Annotated in this window: 19 protein-coding genes; 5 read left to right on the top strand and 14 right to left on the bottom strand. The window is 41.7% G+C overall.

Annotation, left to right across the window (positions count from 1 at the left end):
• Positions 1–5 precede the first annotated feature (5 nt).
• From betB to CEX98_RS13740, 6 genes are all read right to left on the bottom strand, one after another.
• Complete coding sequence (betB, locus tag CEX98_RS13765) at positions 6–1,469, bottom strand: betaine-aldehyde dehydrogenase (RefSeq protein ID WP_099642631.1); 1,464 nt, start codon at positions 1,467–1,469, stop codon at positions 6–8.
• A gap of 1 nt (position 1,470) precedes the next feature.
• Entirely contained in the window at positions 1,471–2,061 is a 591-nt protein-coding gene (betI, locus tag CEX98_RS13760) for a transcriptional regulator BetI (RefSeq protein WP_099642630.1), read from the bottom strand.
• Positions 2,062–2,480: 419 nt separating this feature from the next.
• A complete protein-coding gene (locus CEX98_RS13755; RefSeq protein ID WP_099642629.1) occupies positions 2,481–3,329 on the bottom strand; it encodes a substrate-binding periplasmic protein in 849 nt (282 codons plus the stop codon).
• 477 nt (positions 3,330–3,806) lie between these two features.
• A complete protein-coding gene (locus CEX98_RS13750; RefSeq protein WP_099642628.1) occupies positions 3,807–4,019 on the bottom strand; it encodes a helix-turn-helix transcriptional regulator in 213 nt (70 codons plus the stop codon).
• Positions 4,012–4,512, bottom strand: a complete 501-nt coding sequence (locus tag CEX98_RS13745) for a hypothetical protein (RefSeq protein ID WP_099642627.1) — start codon at positions 4,510–4,512, stop codon at positions 4,012–4,014. The genes CEX98_RS13750 and CEX98_RS13745 overlap by 8 nt, the downstream gene beginning before the upstream one ends.
• A 102-nt stretch (positions 4,513–4,614) precedes the next feature.
• Positions 4,615–5,526 carry a GlxA family transcriptional regulator gene (locus tag CEX98_RS13740; RefSeq protein ID WP_099642626.1) on the bottom strand — a complete coding sequence of 304 codons (912 nt, stop codon included), beginning with the start codon at positions 5,524–5,526 and terminating at the stop codon, positions 4,615–4,617.
• 103 nt (positions 5,527–5,629) lie between these two features.
• Here CEX98_RS13740 and CEX98_RS13735 point away from each other — a divergent pair, with 103 nt between their 5' ends.
• Entirely contained in the window at positions 5,630–6,142 is a 513-nt protein-coding gene (locus CEX98_RS13735; RefSeq protein ID WP_099642625.1) for a cysteine hydrolase family protein, read from the top strand.
• A 121-nt stretch (positions 6,143–6,263) separates the two neighbouring features.
• On the opposite strand, the gene CEX98_RS13730 is transcribed toward CEX98_RS13735, so the two are convergent.
• On the bottom strand, positions 6,264–8,441 hold the full coding sequence (locus tag CEX98_RS13730) for a malate synthase G (protein WP_099642624.1): 2,178 nt from the start codon (positions 8,439–8,441) through the stop codon (positions 6,264–6,266).
• 247 nt (positions 8,442–8,688) lie between these two features.
• Here CEX98_RS13730 and CEX98_RS13725 point away from each other — a divergent pair, with 247 nt between their 5' ends.
• Together CEX98_RS13725 and CEX98_RS13720 are read left to right on the top strand one after the other, a co-directional pair.
• Positions 8,689–10,293, top strand: coding sequence for an isocitrate lyase (locus tag CEX98_RS13725; RefSeq protein WP_099642623.1), 1,605 nt, complete (start codon positions 8,689–8,691; stop codon positions 10,291–10,293).
• A gap of 486 nt (positions 10,294–10,779) precedes the next feature.
• A complete protein-coding gene (locus CEX98_RS13720; RefSeq protein ID WP_099642622.1) occupies positions 10,780–12,849 on the top strand; it encodes an ATP-binding protein in 2,070 nt (689 codons plus the stop codon).
• A 192-nt stretch (positions 12,850–13,041) separates the two neighbouring features.
• On the opposite strand, the gene CEX98_RS13715 is transcribed toward CEX98_RS13720, so the two are convergent.
• Entirely contained in the window at positions 13,042–15,585 is a 2,544-nt protein-coding gene (locus tag CEX98_RS13715) for a TonB-dependent receptor plug domain-containing protein (RefSeq protein WP_099642734.1), read from the bottom strand.
• Between the two features lie 356 nt (positions 15,586–15,941).
• On the opposite strand from CEX98_RS13715, the gene CEX98_RS13710 reads away from it, so the two are divergent.
• Positions 15,942–16,427 carry a hypothetical protein gene (locus CEX98_RS13710; RefSeq protein WP_099642621.1) on the top strand — a complete coding sequence of 162 codons (486 nt, stop codon included), beginning with the start codon at positions 15,942–15,944 and terminating at the stop codon, positions 16,425–16,427.
• Between the two features lie 84 nt (positions 16,428–16,511).
• Here CEX98_RS13710 and rmuC read toward each other — a convergent pair whose 3' ends face one another.
• The 6 genes from rmuC to CEX98_RS13680 form a co-directional block, all read right to left on the bottom strand.
• The gene (gene rmuC, locus CEX98_RS13705; RefSeq protein ID WP_099642620.1) at positions 16,512–17,993 is read right to left on the bottom strand and encodes a DNA recombination protein RmuC; all 1,482 of its coding nucleotides are present in this window, start codon (positions 17,991–17,993) and stop codon (positions 16,512–16,514) included.
• A 62-nt stretch (positions 17,994–18,055) separates the two neighbouring features.
• Entirely contained in the window at positions 18,056–18,742 is a 687-nt protein-coding gene (locus CEX98_RS13700) for a response regulator (RefSeq protein ID WP_099642619.1), read from the bottom strand.
• A 5-nt stretch (positions 18,743–18,747) separates the two neighbouring features.
• Positions 18,748–18,951, bottom strand: coding sequence for a hypothetical protein (locus tag CEX98_RS13695; RefSeq protein WP_099642618.1), 204 nt, complete (start codon positions 18,949–18,951; stop codon positions 18,748–18,750).
• Positions 18,952–19,212: 261 nt separating this feature from the next.
• On the bottom strand, positions 19,213–22,305 hold the full coding sequence (locus CEX98_RS13690) for a DEAD/DEAH box helicase (protein WP_099642617.1): 3,093 nt from the start codon (positions 22,303–22,305) through the stop codon (positions 19,213–19,215).
• Positions 22,306–22,475: 170 nt separating this feature from the next.
• Positions 22,476–23,438 (bottom strand): ParB N-terminal domain-containing protein, encoded by a 963-nt coding sequence (locus CEX98_RS13685; RefSeq protein ID WP_099642616.1) that lies wholly within the window; start codon positions 23,436–23,438, stop codon positions 22,476–22,478.
• Positions 23,439–23,453: 15 nt separating this feature from the next.
• Positions 23,454–24,686, bottom strand: coding sequence for an AAA family ATPase (locus CEX98_RS13680; protein WP_099642615.1), 1,233 nt, complete (start codon positions 24,684–24,686; stop codon positions 23,454–23,456).
• A gap of 702 nt (positions 24,687–25,388) precedes the next feature.
• Between CEX98_RS13680 and CEX98_RS13675 the strand changes: the two genes are divergently transcribed.
• Positions 25,389–26,603 carry a replication protein A gene (locus CEX98_RS13675; RefSeq protein WP_099642614.1) on the top strand — a complete coding sequence of 405 codons (1,215 nt, stop codon included), beginning with the start codon at positions 25,389–25,391 and terminating at the stop codon, positions 26,601–26,603.
• Positions 26,604–26,980 lie beyond the last annotated feature (377 nt).

The following is a 26,980-nucleotide window of genomic DNA, read 5'->3' as shown; positions in this document are numbered from 1 at the left end:
CTCGATTAAAATGGGCTTTCAATATCACTCATACCTACATACACAGATTTTGTCTGGGTATATTGGTCAAGTGTCTCGACGCCATTCTCACGACCGATACCAGACTGCTTGTAGCCACCAACTGGCATTTCAGCAGGTGAGTTACCATAACTGTTGATCCAACAAATACCGGCTTCTAGCTGATGGATCACGCGGTGTGCACGTTGAATATCTTTACTAAACACACCAGCTGCTAAGCCTAAATGCGTATTGTTTGCTCGTTGAATAACTTCTTCTTCGTCATCGAATACCAATACAGACATCACTGGACCAAAGATTTCTTCTTTCACAATAGTCATATCGTCATGACAGTCGACAAATATCGTTGGTGCGACGAAATAACCGTTTGGTGCAGATGCAGGGCTGATGGCTTCACCACCTGTTAATACAGTTGCCCCTTCAGCTTTGCCAGCTGCGATATAGTCCATTACCAATTTTTGGTGTTGCTTTGAAATAAGCGCACCTAGGTTCACTTCTGGATCAAGCGGATCACCTGCAATAATATTTTGCTCAGTGCGCTGTTTTAGCTCTGCCAAGAAGGCATCATATACACTGCGATGTACAAATACGCGCGTACAGTTAGTACACACTTCACCTTGAGTGTAGAAGTTGCCCAACATTGCAGCACTGATAGCTTGAGAAATATCAGCATCTTCAAAGACGATAAGCGGTGATTTGCCACCTAGCTCCATCGTCACCTCTTTTAAATTGCTTGCCGCACTTTGCATTACTTTTTTGCCCGTGCCGACTTCACCGGTGAACGATACTTTCTCAATATCAGGATGCGTTGTGAGCCACTGGCCCACCTCTGCAGCGCCTTGTACCACATTGAATACGCCCGCAGGCACTCCGGCTTCAATAAAGATTTCGGCCAACTTAATCGCACCTAGCGGAGTTTCTTCTGAAGGTTTGAAAATTAAGGCATTACCAGCAGCAAGTGCAGGGCCAGACTTCCAACATGCGATTTGCAGCGGATAATTCCACGCCCCAATGCCAGCACAAATACCTAATGGCTCTTTACGAGTGTAGAAAAAATCATTGCCGACAGGTTGCTGGCTACCAATCTGAGCAGGTGCCAATCCTGCAAAATATTCAATCACATCTGCGCCAGTTTGAATGTCGACACATTCCGCTTCTTGCCAAGGCTTACCTGTGTCTAATACCTCAACTTTAGCAAGCTCATCATTACGTTCGCGTAATAGCGATACCGCTTTATGTAAAATACGGCTACGTTCAATTGGCGTCATAGCAGACCATAGTGCAAAACCGGCTCTGGCACTTTCAATCGCAGCTTGCTGAACATGGCTGTCAGCGATTTCTACTTCGTAGATCACTTCATCCGTTGCTGGATTTCTTACTGCAAACTTTTCGCCTGAGTGATTTGCCAAGAACTGGCCATGAATAAAATTTTGATATACAGGGACTGTCACATTATCCTCCAAACTGCTTAATAAGTGATTGAATGTAGCGTTTTGCGAGCGTTTCGCTGTGATGAAACGCGTGATGGTCGGCTTTACTTAATACGGCTCTAAGCCAGAGCCCGTCAATCATGCCAGCTGCAAGTTCAGCGGCTTCTTTTGCCTCAGCTCTTGGCATAAAAGCAGCAAACGAAGTGGCTAAGTTACTTTGTAATCGGCGGCTATTAACGCGCTGTAGTCGGTGTAGTTCATCATCGTGCATTGATTGCGCCCAGAAGCTTAACCAGGTACGCGTCGTATTTGACTGCTGCTGTACCATGGCGAAGTTAGCTTCAACGATATACATCAATCGCTGCTCGGCACTGCAACCTTCGCAGGTTTTATCTAACAAGCTGTATTTCAAGTTGTTTAATAAGTAGCGCACGGTTGCTTCAATCAAGCCTTGTTTACCACCAAAATAGTGACTGATGATCCCTGACGAGAGACCCGCTCTTTTGCTGATACTATTAATAGTGGTTGCTTGTAATCCTAGCTCGGCAACTGACTCTAATGTGGCGTCAATTAGCTGCTGACGACGAACAGGTTCCATTCCGACTTTTGGCATAGCTTTTTATTAATTGACCGTTCAATTAAAATAAAGCTTAGGGGGATAAGAGAGAGACTTCAAGGTTGACTTTTTGTAAAAAGCCAATTTTTTGACGTTTGTACCTAGGTTAATCCCATGATAGCTAAGGGGTTTTGAAGGATTACAAAAAATCTCAAAAAAATTTCAAAAACCTGATATTTTGCAGCTATTTGCGATAATTTACCGCGTTGTTGTGACAACTTGATTAATTTAGAGCTGATTAAAAATCACACTTTTTAGTGAAAAATGCGCAATGCTATCGTGCTGTTCAAGTGAATCTAAAACTTTAAAATATTAAGATAAAAACAAGGTTACGTGTTTACTCGTTTCTCGTCAGGTGTACTTTTATCATTAATATGTGGCTCCCCCTCAAATTGAGCAGCTAGTTAGATTGGGGTTTACTCAGGGGTTGAAGAAGATAGCTGATAGCGAGGTAATTCATTGGCTATTGCAGTAGAGTGGAACACCGCATTCGATACATAAGTACTTACCAGCAGCTCAATTCTTGGCTTAAGCTGCACTATCGCGTCATCGATTTTACGTTTTAACCCAGGACTAAACGTATGCTTTCTCAGCAGAAAGTGAACCTGATTATCATGAACAACATACGGCCAAGTCTGCGCCTCAGCAAGCCCTTGCTCGTTAATAAAATAGTTCCCAGTGATAACATCATCAATAATAAAGTCTACGCGACGCTTCATTAGCATTTCAACTCGACGTTGAGCACTGGCTATACTGACAAATTGGTCTTTATAACGGTCATCTTGCTTAAGCCGGTTAATCTCTTCGCCGTAATACGAACCTATACTTAAGCCAATCGTCTTGGATTGTTTTAGCAATGACTCCAGTTTGACCAACTCGAGCGGAGGAGATAAAGAAAACAATCGCATTCGTTCAAATCGATAAGGCATAGTGAAATCACCGTATACTTCACGGTCTTTGGTGTAGCTAACCATGACAGCAACATCAATAATCCCTTTGGACATTTCTTCAAAAGTTCGCGCGCTGGAGGGAAGGCGAATATATTGAGTACAAACACCAACATGCTGAAACACCATTTCAGCAATATCCACATCTAGCCCCCAAGGTCCAAGCTCATCAAATACAGTTAATGGCGGCCAATCGGCAACAACGCCGATATTCACCGTTTTATTACACTCGCTGGCATGAGCAGGCATTAGCGCCAGCACCCATGCTAAGCTCACCGTGCCAAAAAAGTTAACTATCGCTGTATACTGCTTAACCATGACACCTCGTAATCAAGCCTGAATAATCAATCGCGTTGAGCGAAACACTGACTCACTTGCAACCAAAGAGTCAAAAGGTATAGCAATGTAGTTAGCCAGAGCTTCGGATAATTAGTGCCTTTCTAGCAGCCAGTTTTAGCGCCAACTGGGTTGGAATTCACTCCAATCGCCAGCTATTAGTGCGTTAATTCGCCTTGCCTACCGAATGTAGATACCTTGGCGAGAGCAGGAAGCGGAGTTATCCCAACATGCTCTGACTAGATAAGGAAATAATTTAATGTGATTTAAAAAACAATGAGTTGGCTCGTTCCTAATCCAAACCTCAGGTTGTGTACTTCAAGATTAGATTAGAATGCCTAATTATTAAACTTTTTTTATCATCGTTTTTTAACATTTAGACAAAATGATGGCATATTTAGAGGAAGTAATAATAAAACGTGATGTAAACCCGCTTTACATCACGCAGATTTCGGTATTTTATACTTTATATTCAAACACATCCTCAATGGAGACGTTGAATACATGGGCTATTTTAAAGGCAACTTCAAGCGAAGGTGAATACTTGGCAGCTTCAATGGCCATAATCGTCTGCCTTGTAACGCCAACTCGTTCCGCTAGTTCCTTCTGGGTCATTTCGCCACTCATAAACCGTAGCATTCTAATTTTGTTTTTAATGGATAAGTCAGCCATACACCGCTCCTAAGCGAGCTCTGATCAATTGGGTTCCATAACCGACTAATTCAGCCAGCAAGAATGCGATCACTAAAATATGCAGCGGTGCAAAGGGGAGTTCAAACGGTAATCCTCTCGGCCAATTTTGCGCTTCTGCACAATACTGGAAAATAGAAATACACACACCAACCTGAAGCACCCAATAAGCAGGCTTAGCGCCACAGAGTGCAATCAATTTTTCACGTTCATCTAAAGACCTATCTATATCCTTATCACTGACAAAGCTGAGTAATAACTGACCTGCAATAGAAATTACCACAGAAACAATTATCACTTTAAGCAATAGCCCAGATACCCAGCTAGGGTCTTGGCGTAATTGCTCTGTCGCAGCTGCAATTTCGCCAAGATAAAAATATAAGATATAACCTGTTACCAAAAACTCAATAGCAATCGTTAAGTCTCGAAAACTCAACGAGTCCAAAAATGCTTTAATTTTATTGCTGCTTTCCATGTTACACTCACTTTACTCAAAGTTAAGTATCTTTTACATCAAAGCGTAAACTTCAACCAATCTCAAGTCAAATATATTTTACCTAAAGTAAAATATATATAACTAAAATCGCTGTCGAAACTCGTTTGGTGTTAAGCCCATATACTTTTTAAATACTTTACGACAGGCTGCTGTATCCTCATACCCCACCTGATGTGCTATCCAATCAAATGGTTTACGAGTACTTTCCAATAGTTCACACATTTTCTGCACTCGAAACCGTTGTAGGTACTGATTTGGGTTTAGCCCGAGTCGCTTTGTGAACCGTCGTTGCAAGGTTCTTTGAGTAAGCAATGCGATATCAGCCAACTCCATAATTGAAATATTGTGATCATAATGGGTGTTAATGTATTGCTGAGCCCGCAGCACGGCATCATCACTATGTTGAAAGTTTGGCTGAAATTGATGATAGTAGCTCTGCTCCCGTGGTGCTGTATCTACTACTAGCGTTTTACCTAACTTTCGCATGACAAATTGATTGCTATATTTTTTAACTAACTCTAATCCAAGATCAAGCCAAGACATCATGCCGCCAGCCGACATAATATCATTGTGATCGATTAATATTTTTCGCGTATCGATAGGCTGGTTTGGAAAGTGCTGTTTAAATGCCTCAGTCAGTCCCCAATGCGTGGTGAGTAAGCGCTGATGGCTTAGCCCCGAGGCAGCAAGTATAAAAGCTCCCGCACAGGCAGAGGCGATAACTGCACCTTGTTGATGTTGCTGATTTAACCAAGCAAGTAATTGAGGTTCAGGTTTAAGGTAATAATCAGAACTAATACTCGGCGGCAATAACACAATATTGTAATCCCCCTTTACAACGCTACCGAGGGTAACAACATGTGTTGTAAAGCGGGTATTCTGTGACTCTTCGATACAAATTCTATCTGCTAGAAAAAACAGCTCTTCTAGACCATATACAGCCGATTTCGTCGCACGGGGATAGTGACAAATCGCCACTGTTATAGGTTTCATCTATATTGTCGTATTTGAACTCAAAAATGTCATTTTAGACACTCCAGTCAAAGTTACAACACCATCACAATACCTCTACAATTTAATTGACGAGGTAAAAGAAATGAACAGCGCACTATTGGTTATCGATATTCAAAATGACTATTTTCCTGAGGGGCTTTTTCCGTTATGGAATACCGAAAATACACTGACAAACATCAATACAGCTATCAGCAAAGCGGCAGAGCAAAACATAGAGGTCATTTATGTCCAGCACATTGCCAATCCAGAGCAAGGGAAGGCACCATTTTTTAATGCCGACACTAACGGTGTCGAGTTCCACAATGGCCTCCACCAAGCACAAGCAAACGGCCACTATATCGTAAAGTCCTACGCCGACAGCTTTGAACAAACTCCCTTAAATGATTTGCTCCAATCTAAAGATATCGACACTTTATATATCTGCGGCATGATGACACAAAACTGCGTAACCCATACCGCGCTATCGAAATCGGCCGAGCAGTACAATGTTTTCATTCTCCATGACTGCTGTACAACTGTAGATGAAATGATCCACAAAATTGCCCTCAACGGCGTTTCAATACGAGTACCTTTGATTGCTGTGTCGCAAATGTAGAGTATAACTGCGAGATATAAATACAGGCTTGTAGATCTGAGATTGCCTCTACACAAACATAAAAGCCAAAAAGGCTGGATTAACCAGCCTTGACTTGAGTGACATCGAAATGAAAGAGGTGTTAATTAGCCTGTTGCTTGAAGGCCTGTCGATAGGCGTGAAGCAGCGGCTCAGTATACCCATTGGGCTGCACTCGACCTTCAAATACCAAAGATAATGCTGCTTTATAAGCGAGGTTTTCGTTAAGTGGTTTGTGGTCATTGAGCATTGGTTGGTAGAGACTATCATTTGCGTTTTGACCATCGACTACAGCCGCCATGCGTCTAAACGTTTTTTCCACTTGTTCTTCGCTGCAAATGCCATGATATAACCAGTTAGCGATATGCTGGCTTGAGATCCTAAGGGTTGCTCTGTCTTCCATTAATCCAATGTGATTGATATCAGGCACTTTTGAGCAGCCTACACCTTGATCTATCCAACGTACCACGTAGCCCAATATGCCTTGCGCATTGTTGTCTAATTCAGCTTGAATATCCTCTGCAGACAGATTGTTCTCTAACATCAAAGGGGGCGTAAGTAAGCTGTCGAGCGACGCCTGCTGACGTGTTTTTATCTCGAGCTGGCGCGCAAATACATCCACATAGTGGTAGTGCATCGCATGAAGCGTTGCAGCGGTAGGAGAGGGCACCCACGCAGTATTCGCCCCAGACTCGGGGTGACCTTGCTTTTGTTCCATCATTAACGCCATTTTATCTGGCATTGGCCACATACCTTTGCCTATTTGCGCCTTTTTTCTAAAACCAGTTTTAAGACCTATATCCACGTTTTGATCTTCATAAGCCGCTATCCAAGACTGGCCTTTAATTGCCGCTTTTGGCAGTACAGGGCCTGCGAGCATCGAGGTATGAATTTCATCGCCCGTTCTATCTAAAAAGCCGGTATTGATAAATACAACGCGCTGCTTAGCGGCAGCAATACACGCTTTTAAGTTTACCGAAGTACGACGCTCTTCATCCATAATTCCCATTTTAATGGTATTTTTGGGCAGCGAGAGCAGGGCTTCAACTCGACTAAATAGGGTATCAGTAAAAGCAACTTCTTCAGGCCCATGCATCTTTGGTTTCACGATATTTATGCTGGCTGCTGTCGAGTTTTTAAATGGACTATTGCCCTGAAGATCATGCAGCGCCGCTGTGCTTGTCATAATGGCATCTAAGATCCCTTCGAACTGCTCGTTTCCTTCTGCATCTAGTACCGCTGGCGTTGTCATTAGGTGACCAACATTGCGCACAAACATCATTGAACGACCTTTAAGGGCCATGCGTTGCCCTTGCGTGTCTACGTAACTTCTGTCTGCATTTAATGTTCGGGTCAGTGATTGTCCAGACTTTTCAAAGGTCTCGCTCAAGCTCCCCTTCATTAAGCCCAACCAATTTTGATATACCAACACTTTGTCTTCGGCATCCACCGCTGCAACCGAGTCTTCGCAGTCCATAATAGTCGTAAGCGCAGCTTCAAGAATAACATCTTTGATCCCAGCTTTATCTGCTTGTCCGATTGGATGATGTGGATCTATTTGGATCTCAATATGAAGATCGTGGTGGCAGAGCAAAATAGCACTTGGGTTTTGTGCTTCCCCTTGATACCCCACCAACTGATCTGGTTGTTGCAACCTGACTTGGGTACTATCGTTGAGTGTAATTACCAAGTTGCCATCTAAAATCGCGTAATTTGTACTCTCAATATGAGAGCCCTCAGTCAACGGCAGTGCTTTATCGAGAAACTGTCTAGCGTAAGCCATAACTTTAAACCCACGAGTTGGGTTATAGGCTTTAGTACGCTCGGCCCCATCGTCTTCACCAAGCACATCCGTACCATAAAGAGCATCGTATAACGAGCCCCAGCGCGCATTTGCAGCATTGAGTGCAAATCTAGCATTACTCACAGGAACCACTAATTGAGGTCCTGCAGCGCTCGCAATTTCGGGCTCTACATGCTCGGTTTCGATAGTAAAGTCTTCAGGCTCAGGTTGGAGGTAACCTATAGATTCAAGAAATGTCCGATATTCAACTGATTGCCAATCTTGATGAGAGAGGTGATAGTCATCGATCTGCTGTTGAAGTGCATCACGTTTTTCCAGTAATGCCCGATTCTGTGGACCGAGCGTAGAAAAAATATCCGCCACGCCTTGCCAAAATTGATTGACCGAAATACCTGTACCGGGAAGTAAAGATTGCTCAACAAACTGCGCCAATGGTGACGCAATCTGCAAGCCAGAAAGAGTGACATACTTGCTCATGGAGAGTCCTTGATTAACATTTTTTGAACGGGATAGAACAAACATAAAACAATTTTCGGAAAAACGAACCCCTTTTACCATTCACAATAAATATACTCACAATAACAACTATAAATTTAAAAAATCTACATTCTCAGCCTAGTGTTTAATTAAGCCCGCAGCCAACCACTCTCACACCGGATGGCTTCGTGTAACAAACAACCAGAATTTAATTTGATTTATAGTACCCGTTCGAAGGAAGCTAATTATGTCTCAGTATCAAACTCAGTTAGATCGTTTCTCTAGTTTATGTCAGAGCCAAGGAAAAACTTGGCAGTCTATCAGTCCTGAGTATGCCAGTCGTATGCACCTACAAAACCGTTTTAAAACCGGGTTAGATATCGCAAAGTACACGGCAAAGGTGATGCGTAAAGACATGGCAGCATACGACGCAGACAGCAGCCAGTACACGCAGTCACTAGGGTGTTGGCATGGCTTTACCGCACAGCAAATGATGATGGCAGTTAAACGTCACAATAAAACCACAAAACGTTCTTACGTTTACTTAAGTGGCTGGATGGTGGCAGCACTACGCTCTGAATTTGGCCCACTGCCAGACCAAAGTATGCATGAAAAAACAGCGGTTCCTGCATTGATTGAAGAGATCTACACATTCCTTAAGCAGGCTGATGCAAGAGAGCTAGATCATCTCTACAAAGACCTTGATGCAGCAAGAGCAAAAGGCCAAGATACAACAGAGATCCTCAACAAAATTGATAACTTTGACACCCATGTAGTGCCTATTATTGCTGATATTGATGCCGGTTTTGGTAACGAAGAAGCAACCTACCTGTTAGCTAAACAAATGATTGAAGCTGGAGCTTGTGCAATTCAAATCGAAAACCAGGTATCGGATGCAAAACAGTGCGGTCACCAAGCGGGTAAAGTGACGGTTCCCCATGAAGACTTTTTAGCCAAAATTAACGCTGTGCGTTACGCTTTCCTTGAACTTGGTGTTGAAGACGGCATTATTGTGGCCCGTACTGACTCTCTAGGCGCGAGTTTGACGCAAAAAGTGCCAGTATCAAAAGCACCAGGTGACCTTGCAAGCCAATACACTAGCTATTTAGATACCACACCTGTTACCTCAGCTGCTGACTTACAAGAAGGTGAGATGGCAATTAAACTGGGTGGTGAGCTACAAAAACCGGTTCGCTTAGACAACGGTTTGTATCAATTCAGAGCGGGCACAGAAAAAGACCGCGTTGTACTTGATTGTGTAACTAGTCTTCAATCTGGTGCAGATCTATTATGGATTGAAACCGAAAAGCCAAATATCGAACAAATCGCAGAGCTGGTTAACCGAGTTCGTGAGCAAGTACCTAATGCTAAGCTAGTGTACAATAACTCGCCTTCGTTCAACTGGACACTGAAGTTCCGTGAGCAGGTTTATCAACAATGGCAAGAGCAAGGCAAAGACCTTTCCGCTTACCCAGATCCTAGTGCTGATGCAAAAGTACTAATGGCACCAGAACTGGATGCCACAGAGCTTGCAACTGAAGCCGACCAGTTGGTGCAAAACTTCCAACGTGATTCGGCAAGAGAAGCGGGGATTTTCCACCATCTTATTACATTGCCAACGTATCACACCGCAGCGCTAAGCACGGATATTTTGGCCGAAGGCTATTTTGGTGATGCGGGGATGCTTGCCTATGTACGTGATGTTCAACGACAAGAAATCCGTCGCGAGCAAGCATCAGTAAAACACCAAGACCTAGCGGGTTCTAATATTGGCGACACCCATAAAGAGTACTTCTCTGGAGAAAACGCACTAAAAGCTGGCGGTGAAGCCAACACGATGAACCAATTCTAATAGTCGATTTAGATAGCTACTTATATAGTTCCTTAATCAGCAAGGGCCGCAAGGCCCTTTTATCTATTCTGGATCACATTTTTACTAGCCTTCACTATACAGATCACGCTTTTACCAACTACTATTATTTAGATCATATTTTTACTAACCAGTTAGGTTTATGGATCAGACTTTTATTAACTTAAAGCAAAATGATCCCGATCTTATCGACATGATCCCAGATCCCAGCTAAAAACCGTGTGTTTTTTCGCCTTTACAACCTTCACAAACCAAATTTTTACTAACTAAATCTTCGACAGGTCACATTTTTACTAACTTACTTAGTAAAATTTTGTTCTGGGATTTTTTTGGCTAAATATCATAATATTACTATTCTTTAGTCTGGAGCTTTACTATTTTGTTGTAAACCCCCTTTACACTTTCCATATTTACCCCACTTTTCAGTGTCACACTGTAACATCGAATAAATCTAGATGAATTTGCTATATGAATCCTTTTAGGAACATACTACCCATACTTGCTTTACTTGCTGCATTTCATTGTCAAGCAGACAAGACCGTGATTTCAGAACTAAAATCGCTTGAAATAGCGGGTAAATATAACGAAGCGCTCGCAATGATTGAGCAGATTGACGACAGTGAAGATGAAGATACGCGTTATCAAGCCATCTACCTGCAGGCTATGATTTATAGAAAGCAGGATCTATATGAAAAATCGATATCGACTCTGAACTTTATTGAGCAGCAATTTTTCCTGACTGAGAGTCGTAAATACGATCTATATAGAGAAATAGGTATTAATTACCGAAGTTTAAGTAAACTTGAGCAAGCAGAACATTTTTACCTAAAAGCACTTACGTCGGCTCAAACGATGAACAAGTCGAACCTAATCGCCCAAACCTACAATAATTTAGGCGTTGTTGCTGATCACAGAAATCTACTAGCCCAATCGATGCAATACCATCTAAAAGCATACGAACTGTTAAAAGGAACGGACCAATACGAAAAGCAAGGCGCTAACTTTTACAACCTCGGAGATATTTCAATTCGATTGGGTGACAAAGAAAACGCTGAGTACTTTTTTCAACAAGCGCTGGCTGCCGACAAAGCTTCAAAGGAATTACGAAATGTGGCAGGTACTGCGCTTAGGTTGGCCGAGTTAAAATTTCAAAATGGTAAAACTGACGAGGCCTTATCACAAATTAAAGAAGCGATTGAGTTTTTAAAACAATTAAACGCTAGAGTTTCATTAAGCCGCTCTTATCGCACATCGGCACTTATCTATATAGCAAAGTCTGACCTAGATAGCGCGCTGACAGATGCGCTAGCGGGCGTTGAATATGCTTCCCAAACAAGCTCTACACTACAACAGTTCTACGCTTATTTAACTGAGCTCGAGGTCAGATTAGCGCGTGAAGAAATACCCGAAGCCCAGAAGCTATTGACTAAGCTTGATGAATTAACAGAGATAGAAACAGCTGAAGTATTACTAGAAAAATATCATCGTCTTAAGGCATTTACGTTAGCTTATACTCAAGACTACAAAGAAGCATATCAGCTTATGAAGTCCACCTCAGAACTGCAGTCATGGTTGCATGCCGAGAATATCAAAAAGCAAGTCAGTACCTACAAGGCAAGTATTGATGCACTGATCCAAGCCCAAGAACTCGAACAAGCTAGAAATACTCAAGCACTGGCAGAGAGCAACCTAAAAAATGCAAAGCTATCAACACAAATGTGGTTAATTACCGCAATCGCTACTTTCTTGGCAGGTTTATTTTTTGTTGGATTTTTTATTGTTAAACACAGAAATGCTGACTTAAAAGCGAAAATGTACCAATTAAACATCGAACATAAAGACAAAATGCTCGCTGATATCTCCCATGAGCTTCGCACACCGCTTAGCGTATTAAAGCTGCATATTGAAGCGATGGAGCATAACCTCATTGATGATAGCACCTTGGCTTATGCGAAAATAAATAACAAAATCAACCAACTTAACGATCTTATCTCGAATGTTTATCAGCTTTCTCAGGCCGACCACGACGCACTAGTGATCCATAGTCAACAACATGATGCTCAAACCGTTATTCAAAGCTATGTCTATGACATTGATAGGTTAGTAACGAGTAATCAGCTACAGTTTATTGCCGACATTCACGTTGATGATACTGCGGCTATCTACATTGATAAACCAAAGCTAGATCGCGTTATAGATAACCTCGCGAAAAATGCCTGCTTATATACAGACAAACCAGGAAAAGTGAGATTTAAGGCTGTTGTGAATAAGCATGGGTTATTTTTACAGGTCGATGATAGCTCGCCTGGGGTATCAGAGGATGAGCAGAGTAAATTGTTCGAACGGCTTTACCGAGTTGAAGCTTCGCGAAGCCGTGCCACAGGGGGATCGGGATTAGGCCTTTCTATTTGTAAAAGCATCATAGAAGCGATGAATGGAAAAATCAGTGTGAAGTCAGGTAAATTTGGTGGCCTGTGTATACAAATAGATCTACCTCATGCGGTAGATACCCCAGTAGAAAATGACCCCGAATTGTAAGTAATCAGAGCTTGGGATAACAACTTGTTTTTAGGCAACTGTTATCCCACAGCCAGCTATTAAAAGTGAATTCAACGCGGTTAACGCTAAATCCTAGCTGCTAGGAAGGCATTGAATATCCGAAGTTCAAGTCAATTAAGAAACAAAAAGGCCAAGCATTTGCTTGGCCTTTCATCTTTTTAAAAATTAGTATTAGAAGCGGTAGCTAATGTTGCCATACACAAAGCGACCATCGGTGTTATATGCCGAGAACGCAGAGTAAGGGAAGATTTGGTTAAACGTTGTAAAACCAATATTACTCACCGTATCTTGAGGATACTGGTCAAATAGGTTGTTGGCTCCCACAGCAAACTTCCAGTTATCGCCTAGGTTATAAGCAACTTCTAAATCAGTGATCCACTTAGCATCTAATACCTCATCACCCTCAACGGCACTTGAAGAATCAACGGTTTCACCATAACGTGTCGCTCGCAAGGTGGTTTGCCAATCACCATACTGCCAAATTGCAGCCAAATTCCATTTATCTTTTGGTGTGCCGTCTTCAAATCGAGCAATTTCACGACGCGCAAAATACTCATAGCTATCGCCAAGCGCTTCAAGCTCTGCGGGGTTCGCTTTAACGTGAGTTACTTCAGTATCGTTAATATTTACCGCGGCACTTAAACGCAAATTGCCATAATCAGCAAGATCTAAGCTATAAGTAGCAACAACATCAACGCCTTTAGTGCGAGAGTCAATGGCATTAGTGAAGTATCTCACGCTTTGCGTATTTAGCTCACCCGCTTGTTGCAGAATATTAATGACTTCTGGACCGCTTAGGTTTTCAGAAAGCACTATGCGATCGTCAATATCAATTTGATAGGCGTCAACTGTAAATGAGAAGGCATCTAGCGTATACACAAAGCCAGCAGTCATATTAACTGATTCTTCAGGCTCTAATTCACGAGCACCTAGCGCTTTTGCCGCTGTTGTACCAACAGGGAAGTGACCCACTTCACTTGGCACACCATTTTCGAATACTGTAGCGATTGATTTATACGAAGTTTGCGCAAGAGAAGGGGCTCTAAAGCCCGTGCTGATAGCGCCACGTAGTGATAAATTGTCAGACACCACATAACGCGAAGCCAATTTGCTAGTAAAGGTACTGCCAAAGTCGCTGTAATCTTCGAAACGACCAGCCAACACTAAGTTCCAGTCCTGTGTTAAATACGTATCAAACTCTGCAAATAAAGCAATGTTGTGACGAGACTCATCAACCGCACTTGCTGGTGAGAATCCAGCTAAGACTTGAGCACCACCAGCAGCGACAGGGTTACCCTCTGCGTCTAACACAGTGAGGTATGAGGCCTCTTCACCCACTTCGATTTCATAAGTTTCACGACGGTATTCAGCACCAATAGTGACAAACACATCGTCTGGTAGCCCTAAGTCCAATACCGTTTTTGCGTCAGCATTAACCAGCCACTGCGAATAAACCAATGCACCGTTATCAAATTCTGTAGGGCTCGTTGCGCCCATTGAGGTATTTAAGCTATTGACTACGCCTAGCGAAAAGTCATTGGTACCAATGTTAGTACTAACATCGTAGTCCCACTCGCCAGCAGTACCTTTCACGCCTACTGCAAACGAATAGTCATCTACATCACTAACGATTTGTGGTAAGAATCCCTCAGGATAGACAGCGGTAAGATTACGGCTGTCTTTTGCGCGACGATAAAAGCCACCTGAATTACCTTCACGTGTTGAGTAGCTACCAAATGAGTAAAGCTCAGTATCACCATTTAGGTTGTAGCCAGCATTATAGAATAATGCAAAATCTTCCACTTCAGCCTTACCAAAGCGATGATTGTAACGGTCAAATGAAAATTCTCTCGAGTCTAGTTGACCATTTTCATCGCGAGCATACTGCTCTCGTGGATCAAAGCCTGAACGATTCGTTGGGTTCTTATCTCTATACTCAGCAGACAAGTTTATAAAGCCATCGTTACCTAGAGCAAAGCCGATGTTAGCACCAATCGTGGTTGTGCCACCATCGTTACGCTTACGGTCACCACCTAATACAAAATCTAAGTCGCCTTCAGCATTGCTACGGGTTTCTAATAAATCAGGTACACCCGCCATTTGTGTATCGTGCTCACCATAAGTCACACTGATACTGCCGCCTTCTTCTGCATCTTTAAGAACAATATTAATAACACCAGCGATGGCATCTGATCCGTATTGCGCAGCCGCACCATCACGCAGTACTTCAACACGTTTAATTGCAGCAGCTGGAATAGTATTTAAATCAACCGCTGTTGAGCCACGGCCCACAGTGCCATTTAAATTAAGTAAAGCCCCGGCATGGCGACGCTTGCCATTAACAAGTACCAATGTGTGGTCTGGTGCTAGGCCTCTAAGTACCGCAGGACGAGCATGATCGGTGCCATCAGCAAGCGTAGAGTTAGGGAAGTTGAAACTCGGTACAAGAGTAGTTAGTACTTGGCTCAGCTCTAACTGACCGGTACTTTGCATGTCATCTAAAGAGATCACATCTACCGGTACGGTACTTTCAGCGACACTACGAAGGCTTCTTCTTGTCCCTGTGATCTCGATGACTTCAACACTTTCTTTGGCTTCTGTGTTGTTACTCTCCGCTTGTGCGTGAACTGAAATAGTTGAAAGAAGCGCAGCGCCGACAGCCAACGAGATAGGCTTGCGAACCGCGTTTTCTAGCTTGTTATTCAAAAATTGCATAGTTTGTCCCGTGAATATGTTGAACGCAGCGTCAATAAAAAGCATACGTTTACTTAATTTGGTCGTTCTGAAGGGAAATCAACTTCGTATTGCGTAAATAAGTTAACAACACAACAGAATCTGCTGACTATTCGACTTCCGACTAAAAGGTTGGTACTTACTTAGTTAATACTCACCTAATATTAAGCTTTCTATCTAAGAAAAGACGCGGATTTTAGAATTATTCTTACATCAATAATAAAGAATTTTTTGATCTACCTTATACCTCATAACGGCACTGGTCTGATGTTTTGACACTCCATCTTTACTCCACATTGCAGCGCTTAAATAACAACATGCAAAAACGGAGAGTATCAATGACACAACGGACGCTAAAACATGCCGAATGGTTGAAGATTGTTGAATCTAGAGCAAGCCAAAAGCAAGTAAAGATCAAACCTAAAAATACTTTATCACCAGCCATCATTTGGACTTTTGTGCTGGCGACGATAGTCTCATTCATTAGTGCTTGGGCCTATACCACTGAAACTTCAGCTACGCCGAGCTTAGTGCTGAGTGAAGAGTCCAAAAGGCGCATTAACCGTTATTTTACCAAGCAGTATATGGTTGGCACTTGGCAGTTTTCACATGTAAAAACCAGTAAAGACGATATCAATGTATTTATTCGCATTCCGACTAAGTTGGCTTTAACAGGACAGGCACTTAAGGGGTATATCGAACAATCGCTTTGTCCACCAGCTAACAGCAATGTCTGGCGCGATGTCAGTCAATTTGCGCTGTATATGCATTTATATTCGGACTCACCTAGGCATAGCGACTACGCAAAATGTAAGGCACCTTAATGCCAGCGCCTAAGTAAGGTACTTAGAATTTGTTCAATTGCTATAAAGGCCCTGAAGGGCCTTTAAAGTTTTTCCGCTGTAGAATTATGAAGACTCGTCACTGTTTACGATAGGGCTTACTGGCTCAAGTTCAAGTTTGGCTTTTTCTTCTAATTCATCAGGTAATTCTTTCACCACGGCTACACCGAGCTCTTTAAATTCTGAGGCTTGCTTAATCAGGTTCCCTTTACCCATGTAAAGTTGTGAAAATGCCCGTTCATAACTCTCTTTGGCTTTATCAAGCTGTTTGCCAACCCCCTCCATGCTGTGCAAAAAACTATTGAGTTTGTTGTAAAACTTCTCTGCTCTTAGCGCAAGTTCACGCGTATGTTTACTTTGCTCCTCAAAGCGCCAAAGCTGCTTTACGATATTTAAACTAGTAAGCAAAGTTGTAGGCGTTGCAACGAGCACATTATTTTGTAGTGCGTCCTGGTAAAGCGTTGGTTTGTGTTTAACCGCTTCTACAAATGCCGATTCAACAGGAATAAACATGATAACGACCTCAGGCGAATTCAATCCAGGTAAGCGCTCATAGGATTTACTTCCCAATTCTTTGATCCGTGCTGTAATTGCCTCGGTATGTGCAACAATGGCTTGATTTGCTTCACTGTCAGTCGTGGCGTTAATATAACGAGTGTAGGCATTTAGAGAGGTTTTTGCATCAATAACCAAGTGCCGTGACTGCGGTAAATATACCACCACATCGGGGCGAAGCTTTCCCTCGTCGGTGTTGAAGTTAACCTCACGCTGATAGTCATAACCAGGTCGTAACCCTGCACTATCCAACACATTCTCAAGCATGAGCTCACCCCAGTTACCTTGTGCCTTTTTTTGTCCTTGCAACGCCGTAGTTAACCTATCTGCTTGCTCGGTCATGGCTTTGTTGTTGGCCTGTAGGTGCAAGAGCTCAGTTTTCAACGAGGCCCGTTGTTTTAACTCTTCACTATGAATGGCTTCCATTTTATCTCGAAAACCTTTTAATTCTCCTTGAACTGGCTGGAGCAACTGTTGGATTTTTTCTTTACTTTGATGACTAAAGCGCTCGCTCTTTTCATCAAAAATTTGATTTGCAAGATTATGAAATTCTTCTTTTAATTGTACTTTAGCATGCTCTAGTTGAGCGAGCTGCTGCTCAAAACTCTGTTGCTTCTGTTCCAATAGCGTTTGTAGATTGGCCATCTCTACTTCGAGGCCATGGGCATGGGCCTGAATTTCTTCTTTGGCATCTAGCTCTCGCTGCCATAATTGCTGATATTCTGAGGCTTGGCGCTGACGCTCGGCTAGTCGCGCCTGCAATTGTTGTAACTGCCCATGGTTTTGCATTTGCTGAGATCTTAATTGCTCAGCAACTTGCTCCGCTTGTGTTAATTGGCTGCGTAACGCTTGTTCTGTAGCTTGTTGGGCATTAAGCTTGCCTTTTAGCGTACTTCGAATAACCCAAACAACGGGGAGGAGAGTGACAGCTCCGCCCGCAAATAGCATTAAACTAAACCATGCAGGCGTATTTGAAAGCATTGACCAAAGCATATTAAGATCTCATCAGTTCTTCTACTTTGATAATACCTTAGATATAAATTTCAATCACTTAGTCATTCTGTGATCTGTTGGCCGTTGTAGCGATAACCCGCGCCATAAACGGATTCAACAATCTTAGGAGATAAATCTAACCCTTTGATTTTCTTTCTAATGTTTTTTATGTGGCTATCTATCACACGGTCAGAAATATCAAAGTTATCGGGCTGGATATGATCGAGTATTTGTTGTCTTGAAAATACCCGATTTGGCGCATCGTATAAAAGCGCAAAAACATCAAACTCAACTTTGGTCAGACCCAGAGTATTGCCGTTTAACCTCACCGTGAGTTCTTCGCGATTCACTTCAATGGGTTTTTGATAGGCATTAGCGTTAACACAACGGCGTAAAATTGCCTTCATGCGCATGACCAACTCTGCGGCACTAAAGGGCTTGCAGACATAATCATCCGCTCCAAACTCAAGGCCCTTAAGACGGTCTACTTCTGCAACTTTTGCCGTTAACATTACGATGGGCACTTCAGAGAAGGTTCGTATTTGGCGCATACACTCCACGCCATCTTGATTCGGTAACATAATGTCCATCAAGATTGCATCTGGCTGGTTAGCACGCACCCAAGGTACAACCTCAGCCCCGTCGGCAATATGAAACATTTCAAAACCAGACGCTCTAAAAAACAATAACACCTGCTCTGCAATATCTTGGTCGTCTTCGACGAGCAAAACTCTTGATGGGGTCGACATAGGGTTTATTTACTCTTTGCTTTTAACTTTTTTAACTGTTGCCTAACTTGACGTTTGAGTTTGTCAGAAAGCGTATCATCGAACAGTAACATGGTTAGTATACTAGACAAATCTTCTGAGCTCGCAACTTCATTTAGTAGATCATAGTCAGTTTCTGATTGTGTCTCAATAAAGTTTAGGTGTGACATAGTCTCGTCATAGCAAAGCATAGCATTATCCTAATTGGCCAATGGCGTTTCTCCGTTATGGCTATTAAAGCGCGAGATTATGGAATAAAAATGGAGGGAAATGTGATTTTACTTCAACCAGTACAAATTATAGCAATTGCCAAAAAAGAAAAGCCAGCTTAAATAAGCTGGCCTATTACAATCAGTAACAAAGGGGGAAATCAACATATGCCCATTGCTCAAGCAATTTCACAATAAGCACTATCATAGACCCACCCCTTTTCTATTTAGTTCAAAATTATTTTAGTTTTTTATTAACGCGAGCATTTGAGACTCATCAAACTGGCCAAGATTAACGCCTGACTCGGCAAATAATGCGTCAACTAACGCTTGTTTGTCGCGTTGCATTTTAAATACCTTCTCTTCTATGGAGTTAGCCATGATCAATTTATAGACGAACACTGGCTTATCCTGGCCGATACGATAGGCACGATCGGTTGCCTGATTTTCCACCGCAGGGTTCCACCATGGATCAAAGTGAATAACGGTATCGGCTTGGGTGAGGTTTAAACCAGTGCCACCGGCTTTTAAGCTGATCAAAAATACATTGCACTTACCTTGGGTAAACGCTTCTATTGCTTTGTCTCTTTGCCTAGTTTGTCCTGTTAGCATGGTATATTTTAACTGCTGTTGCTGACATTGCTTGGCAATTAAGTCTAAGACACTGGTGAACTGACTAAAGATAATAATCTTACGTCCTTCACTTAATAACGTAGGTAGGTGTTGAGCCAGCCATTCGAATTTAGCACCGTTATGATCTGTCAGGGTTTTATCCACGAGCTGAGGATGACAGCAGATCTGGCGCAACTTTAACAGCGCATCCAAGAATGCCAATTTACTTCTTTCCACCCCTTGCTCTTGGAAAAGGTTGAGCAACTTGCTTTCGACCTGATGCTGAACTCCCTGATACAGGCGCTGTTGCTCGTCAGAAAACTCCAACTCTTTAATCAGCTCTGTTTTGTTAGGAAGTTCAGTGACAACTTCGGCTTTGGTTCGACGCAAAATAAATGGTGCGATCAAAGATCTTAGCTCTCGAGCGCGTGGGCGATCTTGTTCTTTTTCTATCGGGATCTGGAAATGCTGCTTAAACTGCTGTTTAGTCCCTAATACGTCTGGCATAACAAAATCGAGCAAAGATTTGAGCTCGAGTAAATTATTCTCAACGGGCGTTCCACTTAAACATAGCTTAAAGCGTGCCGAAAGACTTTTGACACATTTGGAAATTTGAGCAGTTTCATTCTTAATGTATTGGGCCTCATCTAAAACAATAGAATCGAAATCTAGCCCTTTATAATATGCCACATCTCGTTTGAGTAGTGGGTAAGTTGTCAATATAAAACGTGCACCTGCAAGGTTAGTAAGTGCCTCCTCTCTATTAGAACCATGAATAATAGTAAGTGGCAAATGAGGAGCAAACCGCTTAAACTCATCACGCCAGTTGCCGACTAAGCTAGTTGGACAGACGATTAAGCTAGGCTGTGTTACCAATGTATTGTGCTGCGAAATAAAGTATGCAATCACCTGAAGCGTTTTTCCAAGCCCCATGTCATCAGCCAAAATCCCACCCAACTGGTGGCGATTTAAAAACTTAAGCCAGTTAACCCCTTGTACCTGATAGTCCCGCAGGGTGAATGTCTGTCCCTGGCTAGCAGGAATAACTTCTGCGGTTTCAATAGGTTTATCAAGTTCTGCTAGATATTCGAGTAACTTTTTATCTTGCGACTGAGCATGAATATGCGCTAACTCAAACAGCTTTTTAGCGTAGGAAAGCGGAAATTTAAATTGTGAACTAGAAAGGTAATAGCTAAAGCGTAGTTTTAGCTCAAGTAACTCATCGAATACGGCTTTGCGGATTGCGTAAAACTGCTCTCCGATTTCAACGTAGCGATATTCGTGCGCCAAATTATTCAACTCATGTACAGGATGTTTATCCCAGTTTAGCGTAACGGGTTTATCATCTAACATCACCTTACCTAGCACATGGTGTTGTTTGTCTCGTTTCAGCTCTAACAGTACTTTGGGAGTGATCACAGCACCATTATTGGGAAGCTCGTCGACAATCCAACGTTTACCTTGTAGAAGTGGCCTCACCTCTTTATTAAACCAATGGATTTCTACGCCATCTTCGGTGGGTAATAAAAATTCATCGCCTTCATGAACAAACCCAAGGCCCGTTAAGACTTGCTCCAATCTGGCTAATTGTTTTTTCGTCGATCCTTTGCCAAGAGGCTCAATGGTAAAGCGAACCCGGTTTGGCTTATCGAGCTTAATCAGTTTAGCGACATTGGATTGGCTGCTTGCCAGCTGCGCAAACCCGGCGGGTGGCGCAATTACATCATCAGTAAAAACGTCTTGGAAACGTGCCATCACTTGCTCAAGCTTTTCTTCGGTGATGGCGGGCATAGTATGAAGATGCGCAATTTCCTGTGCAGTAAGTTCTGATTCTATCCGACCCACGACCAAATGCTCGGTATCTAAATACATAGGAGGCTCGGTTTTTATAAGGCGCCAATGTTCTACATTGGCCAAACGACTTTTTAGCTGATATTCACTGCCTTCTTGATGCCAATAGAAATCGAGCGTTTGTTTGTGAGCAAACTCTAAAGGTTGACGATGATTACGATAGAAACAGCGATGCGTATGAACCAGTTGCGTTAATGCATTAAACCCCCACGCACCAAATAATTCGAAATGGCCTGGGGTATTTTGCGAACGGATCCAACTAAACAATCTAAAGTCATTTTCTAACAACCCCGCAGGTGCAACTTGGCTATTGAGCTGCTGCTCTGTTAGGGCCCGACCAAGTGGGTAAACCCCATCAGGACGGTTAGGAGAAACTTTAGGACTCACAAGGACTTCATTTGCTCGTGGCTCTAGTACAAACAGCAACACGTTTTCAGCATCGGCTTTGTCTGTTTGCTGGAGCTGCGCAAGCTCGTTAAACCAGTCATTAACCAAAAACGCTTCGCCAAAGCCACCTGAGTGCTCAATCTTGAGCTTAAGTAGAACAGCGGCAATGTGGCGACATTTGGGATTATTTGAGCACGAACAATTGGCTTCGACAGAAACACTGCCTTGGGTTTGATTTATTTTGATATGTTGAGTAAAAGTATTGCCATAGTTACCGAGCACTTGAGCGTCAATTTGGGCAAAGTTTTCGCTATGTTGCAGGTAGCAAACTTGTTCATCTTTTAGGTACTCCTTAGCTTTGGCAAGTAAAGCGGAATTGAAGTACTGACGAAGAAAGCGTTCAGACAGCGGAAACTGGTTTGCCTGCTCCTGTTTTATTTCTTCAAATAAGGCGAAAAGTTGCTCTTTAGATAACTGCGAAGACATTAAGTGCACGTCAAAATAAAAATAAAAAAGCCAGTATATGAAATTAGTGATATGAGCTAAAGGGACAAATGCGAGAATTTCGCTAAAAAAACACTGGTTGGAGGTCAACTGACCAGAAAAAGCGCCGAATTGGACAAAATAACGCCCAACTCGACGGTCTAGGTTTAAGATCAGTTATAACTGCTCAATAATTTTTGTAGTTGTTCCAATCGTTTATCGGTTAATACTCGATTGTCGATTTTAACGGTCACATCTCCGCTTTTGAGGTTTCGTTGTACCCGAACGTAATCGTTTTCAAGTACTGATTCAACGCGAGAATCGCTGTTGCCAAACGTAGTTAGAAATTTGGTGATTTGAACGGCTCGCTTTTCATCGGACATTTCTTCTGTCATAAACGATTGCTCGCCTAAGATGGCTACTTGCTTAGAAAACAGCTCAGGTTGCTCCAGCTTTGCTGTGATAAGCTTTTTAGCGGCCTCTCTTCCCAAATGATTTGCCGTAGGATAAAGCTGTAAAACAGCAACCGGTATGCTCTCATACGCTTTTAACGCATCAGCAATCGCAGTGTGAGATACGCCCTCGATCGCGGCAATTTCTCGGTAAGATCCTTTTTGTCCTTGCTCGATCAACTTCTGTTTTGTTTCTGAGTAAGCCTTTCCAAGTTCCCAAAGACTTGGAGCGATATATTGATCAGAAGAAACAGCAAGTGTTTTAGCGTCCTCATCATTGAAGTCTTTGGAGCTGAGCACTACGTAGTCAGCTTCAGCAAGCAAGCAGGCCTTACGGCGTCTCGAGCCAGATAAGACATAAAGCTTGCCTTCGTGCTGCCAACATAACGCTGGGTGCAAATTGCGTTTGTCTTTTTTAATTGCGGGAAGAATATCAGCAACCGCTTTTTCACTTAATAATGTCTGTTCACGACGGTTTTGGCCGTAAACGGCTGTCTTAGTCTCTATCTCACTATGTGGTACTACTTCACAGGTTAACACTATGGTCCGATTCGGATCACTAGGGGCGGGCATAGTCACCACATCGCCAACTTTAGCTTGATCTAAAAGATCGTCTAAACTGCTGCCTTCAACTGCAGTTGCAAAAGGATCAATCCGAGTATCATTTTTACGTTTTCTAGCCATTTCTTAATACCTTTTTTATTCTGCTAGCGAAGATTGCGTCGACGGCCAATTTGAACGGATCAGCATTTCTAACTCATCAACCACGTCTTTGATATTTTCTTGTGCTTTTATCAATGCTTCTCGGCTTGCCAAGCTATCTGACGTTTTCTGATCAAAAATAGTATTAAAAGAGGATGAGCTCGCCGTAATTGCTGAACTGTGGTTAATTGGATAACTCATAACCTGACGACCAAAGGCACTGCGTACATCTTTTACTATGTCACGTTGAGAGTGATTACCTTTGACGTAATTAGTAACCAAGAACTGCATGAAATCCCAACCTTCGTGGCCTAGCGCAGCTACGGTATGATAAATCTCTCCAAGACGCTTTAGATATTTATTATTTGCGTCAAAATCAACTGCTTCTGGGTGAACAGGGATCAACATCGCCGTAGACGCCATCAGTGCATTATAGAACATGAAATTAAGTGATGGAGCGGTGTCTACTAAGATAATATCGAATTCGTCTTGTACGGGCTCTATGACCTTTTCTTTGAGCTTATGATAATGACGTGTTTTTTCGTAACTTGAGCTTTCTTTTAGCTCCGTTGCTGTTTCATGCTCAAAATAGAAATCATCCATTCCAGATGGTAGTACTCTAATGTTAGGAATATGAGTCGCTTGGAATGAATTAGAGACAAGATCTTTCCATGTTTCACCTTCATCCAGTTCGATGCAATCCCTCATTAGATCGCCAACAGTGATCGGTTCGTGATCGCTTGACGGAAAGAAACTCGATGATGATCCTTGAGGATCGAGATCAATGATCCCGATTCTATATCGTTTGATATTTGTTGTTGCCAGTGCAGCTGCAATATTGACCAAACTAGTAGTTTTACCGCATCCACCTTTTAAACTGTTGATGACGATAACTTGTAGCTTATCATCCTCTTTTCGTTGATCAGCACTTACGCCCAGTACATCTGCCATTGCAAAGATATTCGACAAAGTATAAGCATAATGTCCGTTTGCCCCTTTTTTGATATTAATATCGTCAAAGTCGCCTTGGTCGTGCCGTCTTTTCAATGTTCTGTTATTAACGCCAAGCAGATCTGCAGCTGCTTTTTGTGTATAGGTTCTAAGTTCTTTATCTTCAGTTTTGAGATGAGCTCGGTAATGTTGAATTCGCCCAGCAAGAGATTGTTCTGCAACTTCAGCCGTTGCTTTTAAAAGCCGGTAAGTTGATAGCGCATTGTTATTTATAGACATACACATTATCCTTTCTTTGATGCGAATTATTATAATGTCCATATAATTTGATGTAAACACAAAAAAACAAAGACATTTGTAATTTTGATTTACATCTAAGTATAAATAAGAAAGTTTAGATATGGTTAAATATATAGGTATTAAAGGCTAAGAGCCGAATTTATGCACTTATCTGTATGTTTTTATTGAATTAATCCTAAAAAATGAGATCGAAATTTTACTAGGTTAAGATCAGATCTCTTATAACTTATAGATCGAAATTTTACTAACTAGTATTCTAAAATTATATATATAAACAGGTTTTGCACAGATTTATTCACATAAACCATCGTGCAGATCAAAATTTTACTAAGAAAGATCATGTAGTTATACACAAACACTTAATGATCCCTAGTGTTTACCTAAGTATAGATCTGATCTCTACTTAGAACAGATCTGATCTTTACTAATTAATGAGTAAGTTTTCCACAGGTGCGTTGATTTTGATACCAAAATCAACGGATTTTCTGCTCAAATGAGGGGAGTATCCGCACATTATTCCTCTTTGTTAGTAAAAATTTGATCTGATTAACTGTCTCAGTTAGTAAAAAAATGATCTAACAAAAAAAATCACCTCGGATCACTTTTTTACTAACTTTAATCATTAACTTTTTCTGTCGAATATGTTGTTATTAGACGTCATGAAAATTTGGAAGTAAAACAATGAGCCGGAAGGTGAACATCTCTGTTGACAATTTGCCCGATTCGCTTCGTGGACAGATCCATGGCGTCGAAAGCGCAATCGATAATGAAAGTTTGGCACTGTTTACAGACAATAAAGATGTTCGAGTATCTTTAGAAAATGCCGCCCATGGTCTTCGGGCGTATTCAAATACCTTTAATCACTATGATTTATGGGGAAGATTTGTTCGTTCAGGTCATAAAAAATTACCGCTCGAAGAAGCCCCGAAAAAAACGATTGTTACAAGGAAAATATCGGAAAAAGTTGATGGTATTCTTTACGAAGGTGAAATAAAGATCACGCCGGCGGTCGTCAGCACAAAAAGAGACGGTGATGATGAAGAGTTTTTGGTTTGGCCTTCTGATCGTGAAGAAAAAGTCGAAAGGGCGCTTATTCGTTTAGCTTCCAAAGGTAAAATAGTAAAAATAAATTTTAAGTCCGGTATTCAATATGCTGTTATTTTTTCTATGAATGAACTTGCCCAAGAGTTAAAGGCGGTAGGGCAATCTATGCCATACCCGCAAATAAAAGAATCTTTAGAGGCTTTGCAAGGTTCAAAACTGTCGTTTAAATATACAGCTACAGATACAAAAAATCCAAGCATCGATGATTCTTTCTACGAATCAAATATGAACTTCTTGTCTTCTCTTCACTTTAGCGGAAAAAAAGGACAGGGTGGCAATATAAAATGCGTAGCATGCCTTAATGCATTTGTTCATAATATGATCGATAATTTGGAGTATAAAGGCTATTATTTCAACAGTGCTCAGGAGTTAAAGCGTGGGTTGTCTCGATGGATGATGCTACGATTATATCATTTATGGCGATATGCGGCTCCCGGCAAAACCTATCATTTCCGTCTGATTTCTATTATGGAAAAATACGGCTCGATTTATTCTGATGATGAAATCACTGAAAATAAATTAAAGGCGCTTCGCCGTGATATGACTACAACAATGAAGGATTTGATCGAGAAAGGAGCGATTTCTGAGTACAATATTTCGAATGTAAAAGATGATAAATCAGGAAAAATCATCGACTATGTTTATGAAATGCATCCTTCAGCACAATTCTGTGATGAAATTTTGGCCCTTAACAAACATCATAAACGCATTGAAATTCAAGGTGGAAAGCGAATTGTTGAAAATGCGGAAGTTATAGATGAAGATACGCTAGAAGAAATTGTAAAAAAATAATCGGGTTAGATAGCGTGGGCTAGTATTCTAAATAGAACTAGCCTCCAATTGTTTACTTAAGCTAAATGATTTTTCATTTTATGCTCAATACCGCGATACAATTGAATTAGCTCATTATAACAATTCAATTAATTCTCCAATCAATTTGAAGGATGAAATAGCATATTAGCTTTGTTAAAAATTTCTCATTTAGAACAATTAAGTAGCAAAATTTTTGCCTTGCTACTAACGCTAGCTCTCCGCTTCAAATAGTTCGATTCTTCCGAGTTTTCAATGGATGCATAGTTTGTACTATTGAGACGATTTTGTTCGGTAAAAAGTTGAACCATAAATAGAAACACCCCAGGTATAGTAATTCTTCATCCTCGTTTTTATTT

The sequence above is a fragment of the Pseudoalteromonas piscicida genome (assembly GCF_002744175.1).
In the GTDB taxonomy this organism is placed as follows: domain Bacteria; phylum Pseudomonadota; class Gammaproteobacteria; order Enterobacterales; family Alteromonadaceae; genus Pseudoalteromonas; species Pseudoalteromonas piscicida_B.
This window is presented reverse-complemented; position numbering and strand designations above follow the sequence as displayed.

What these genes read in the sequence shown, in the direction of transcription:
- CEX98_RS13740 (WP_099642626.1), bottom strand. Translation starts at nt 5,526, where the DNA reads ATGAAACCTATAACAGTGGCGATTTGTCACTATCCCCGTGCGACGAAA.
- CEX98_RS13700 (WP_099642619.1), bottom strand. Translation starts at nt 18,742, where the DNA reads ATGTCGACCCCATCAAGAGTTTTGCTCGTCGAAGACGACCAAGATATT.
- CEX98_RS13755 (WP_099642629.1), bottom strand. Translation starts at nt 3,329, where the DNA reads ATGGTTAAGCAGTATACAGCGATAGTTAACTTTTTTGGCACGGTGAGC.
- CEX98_RS13685 (WP_099642616.1), bottom strand. Translation starts at nt 23,438, where the DNA reads ATGGCTAGAAAACGTAAAAATGATACTCGGATTGATCCTTTTGCAACT.
- CEX98_RS13730 (WP_099642624.1), bottom strand. Translation starts at nt 8,441, where the DNA reads ATGAGCAAGTATGTCACTCTTTCTGGCTTGCAGATTGCGTCACCATTG.
- CEX98_RS13675 (WP_099642614.1), top strand. Translation starts at nt 25,389, where the DNA reads ATGAGCCGGAAGGTGAACATCTCTGTTGACAATTTGCCCGATTCGCTT.
- CEX98_RS13680 (WP_099642615.1), bottom strand. Translation starts at nt 24,686, where the DNA reads ATGTCTATAAATAACAATGCGCTATCAACTTACCGGCTTTTAAAAGCA.
- CEX98_RS13715 (WP_099642734.1), bottom strand. Translation starts at nt 15,585, where the DNA reads ATGCAATTTTTGAATAACAAGCTAGAAAACGCGGTTCGCAAGCCTATC.
- betI (WP_099642630.1), bottom strand. Translation starts at nt 2,061, where the DNA reads ATGCCAAAAGTCGGAATGGAACCTGTTCGTCGTCAGCAGCTAATTGAC.
- CEX98_RS13690 (WP_099642617.1), bottom strand. Translation starts at nt 22,305, where the DNA reads ATGTCTTCGCAGTTATCTAAAGAGCAACTTTTCGCCTTATTTGAAGAA.
- rmuC (WP_099642620.1), bottom strand. Translation starts at nt 17,993, where the DNA reads ATGCTTTGGTCAATGCTTTCAAATACGCCTGCATGGTTTAGTTTAATG.
- CEX98_RS13695 (WP_099642618.1), bottom strand. Translation starts at nt 18,951, where the DNA reads ATGCTTTGCTATGACGAGACTATGTCACACCTAAACTTTATTGAGACA.
- CEX98_RS13720 (WP_099642622.1), top strand. Translation starts at nt 10,780, where the DNA reads ATGAATCCTTTTAGGAACATACTACCCATACTTGCTTTACTTGCTGCA.
- CEX98_RS13745 (WP_099642627.1), bottom strand. Translation starts at nt 4,512, where the DNA reads ATGGAAAGCAGCAATAAAATTAAAGCATTTTTGGACTCGTTGAGTTTT.
- CEX98_RS13750 (WP_099642628.1), bottom strand. Translation starts at nt 4,019, where the DNA reads ATGGCTGACTTATCCATTAAAAACAAAATTAGAATGCTACGGTTTATG.
- CEX98_RS13725 (WP_099642623.1), top strand. Translation starts at nt 8,689, where the DNA reads ATGTCTCAGTATCAAACTCAGTTAGATCGTTTCTCTAGTTTATGTCAG.
- CEX98_RS13710 (WP_099642621.1), top strand. Translation starts at nt 15,942, where the DNA reads ATGACACAACGGACGCTAAAACATGCCGAATGGTTGAAGATTGTTGAA.
- CEX98_RS13735 (WP_099642625.1), top strand. Translation starts at nt 5,630, where the DNA reads ATGAACAGCGCACTATTGGTTATCGATATTCAAAATGACTATTTTCCT.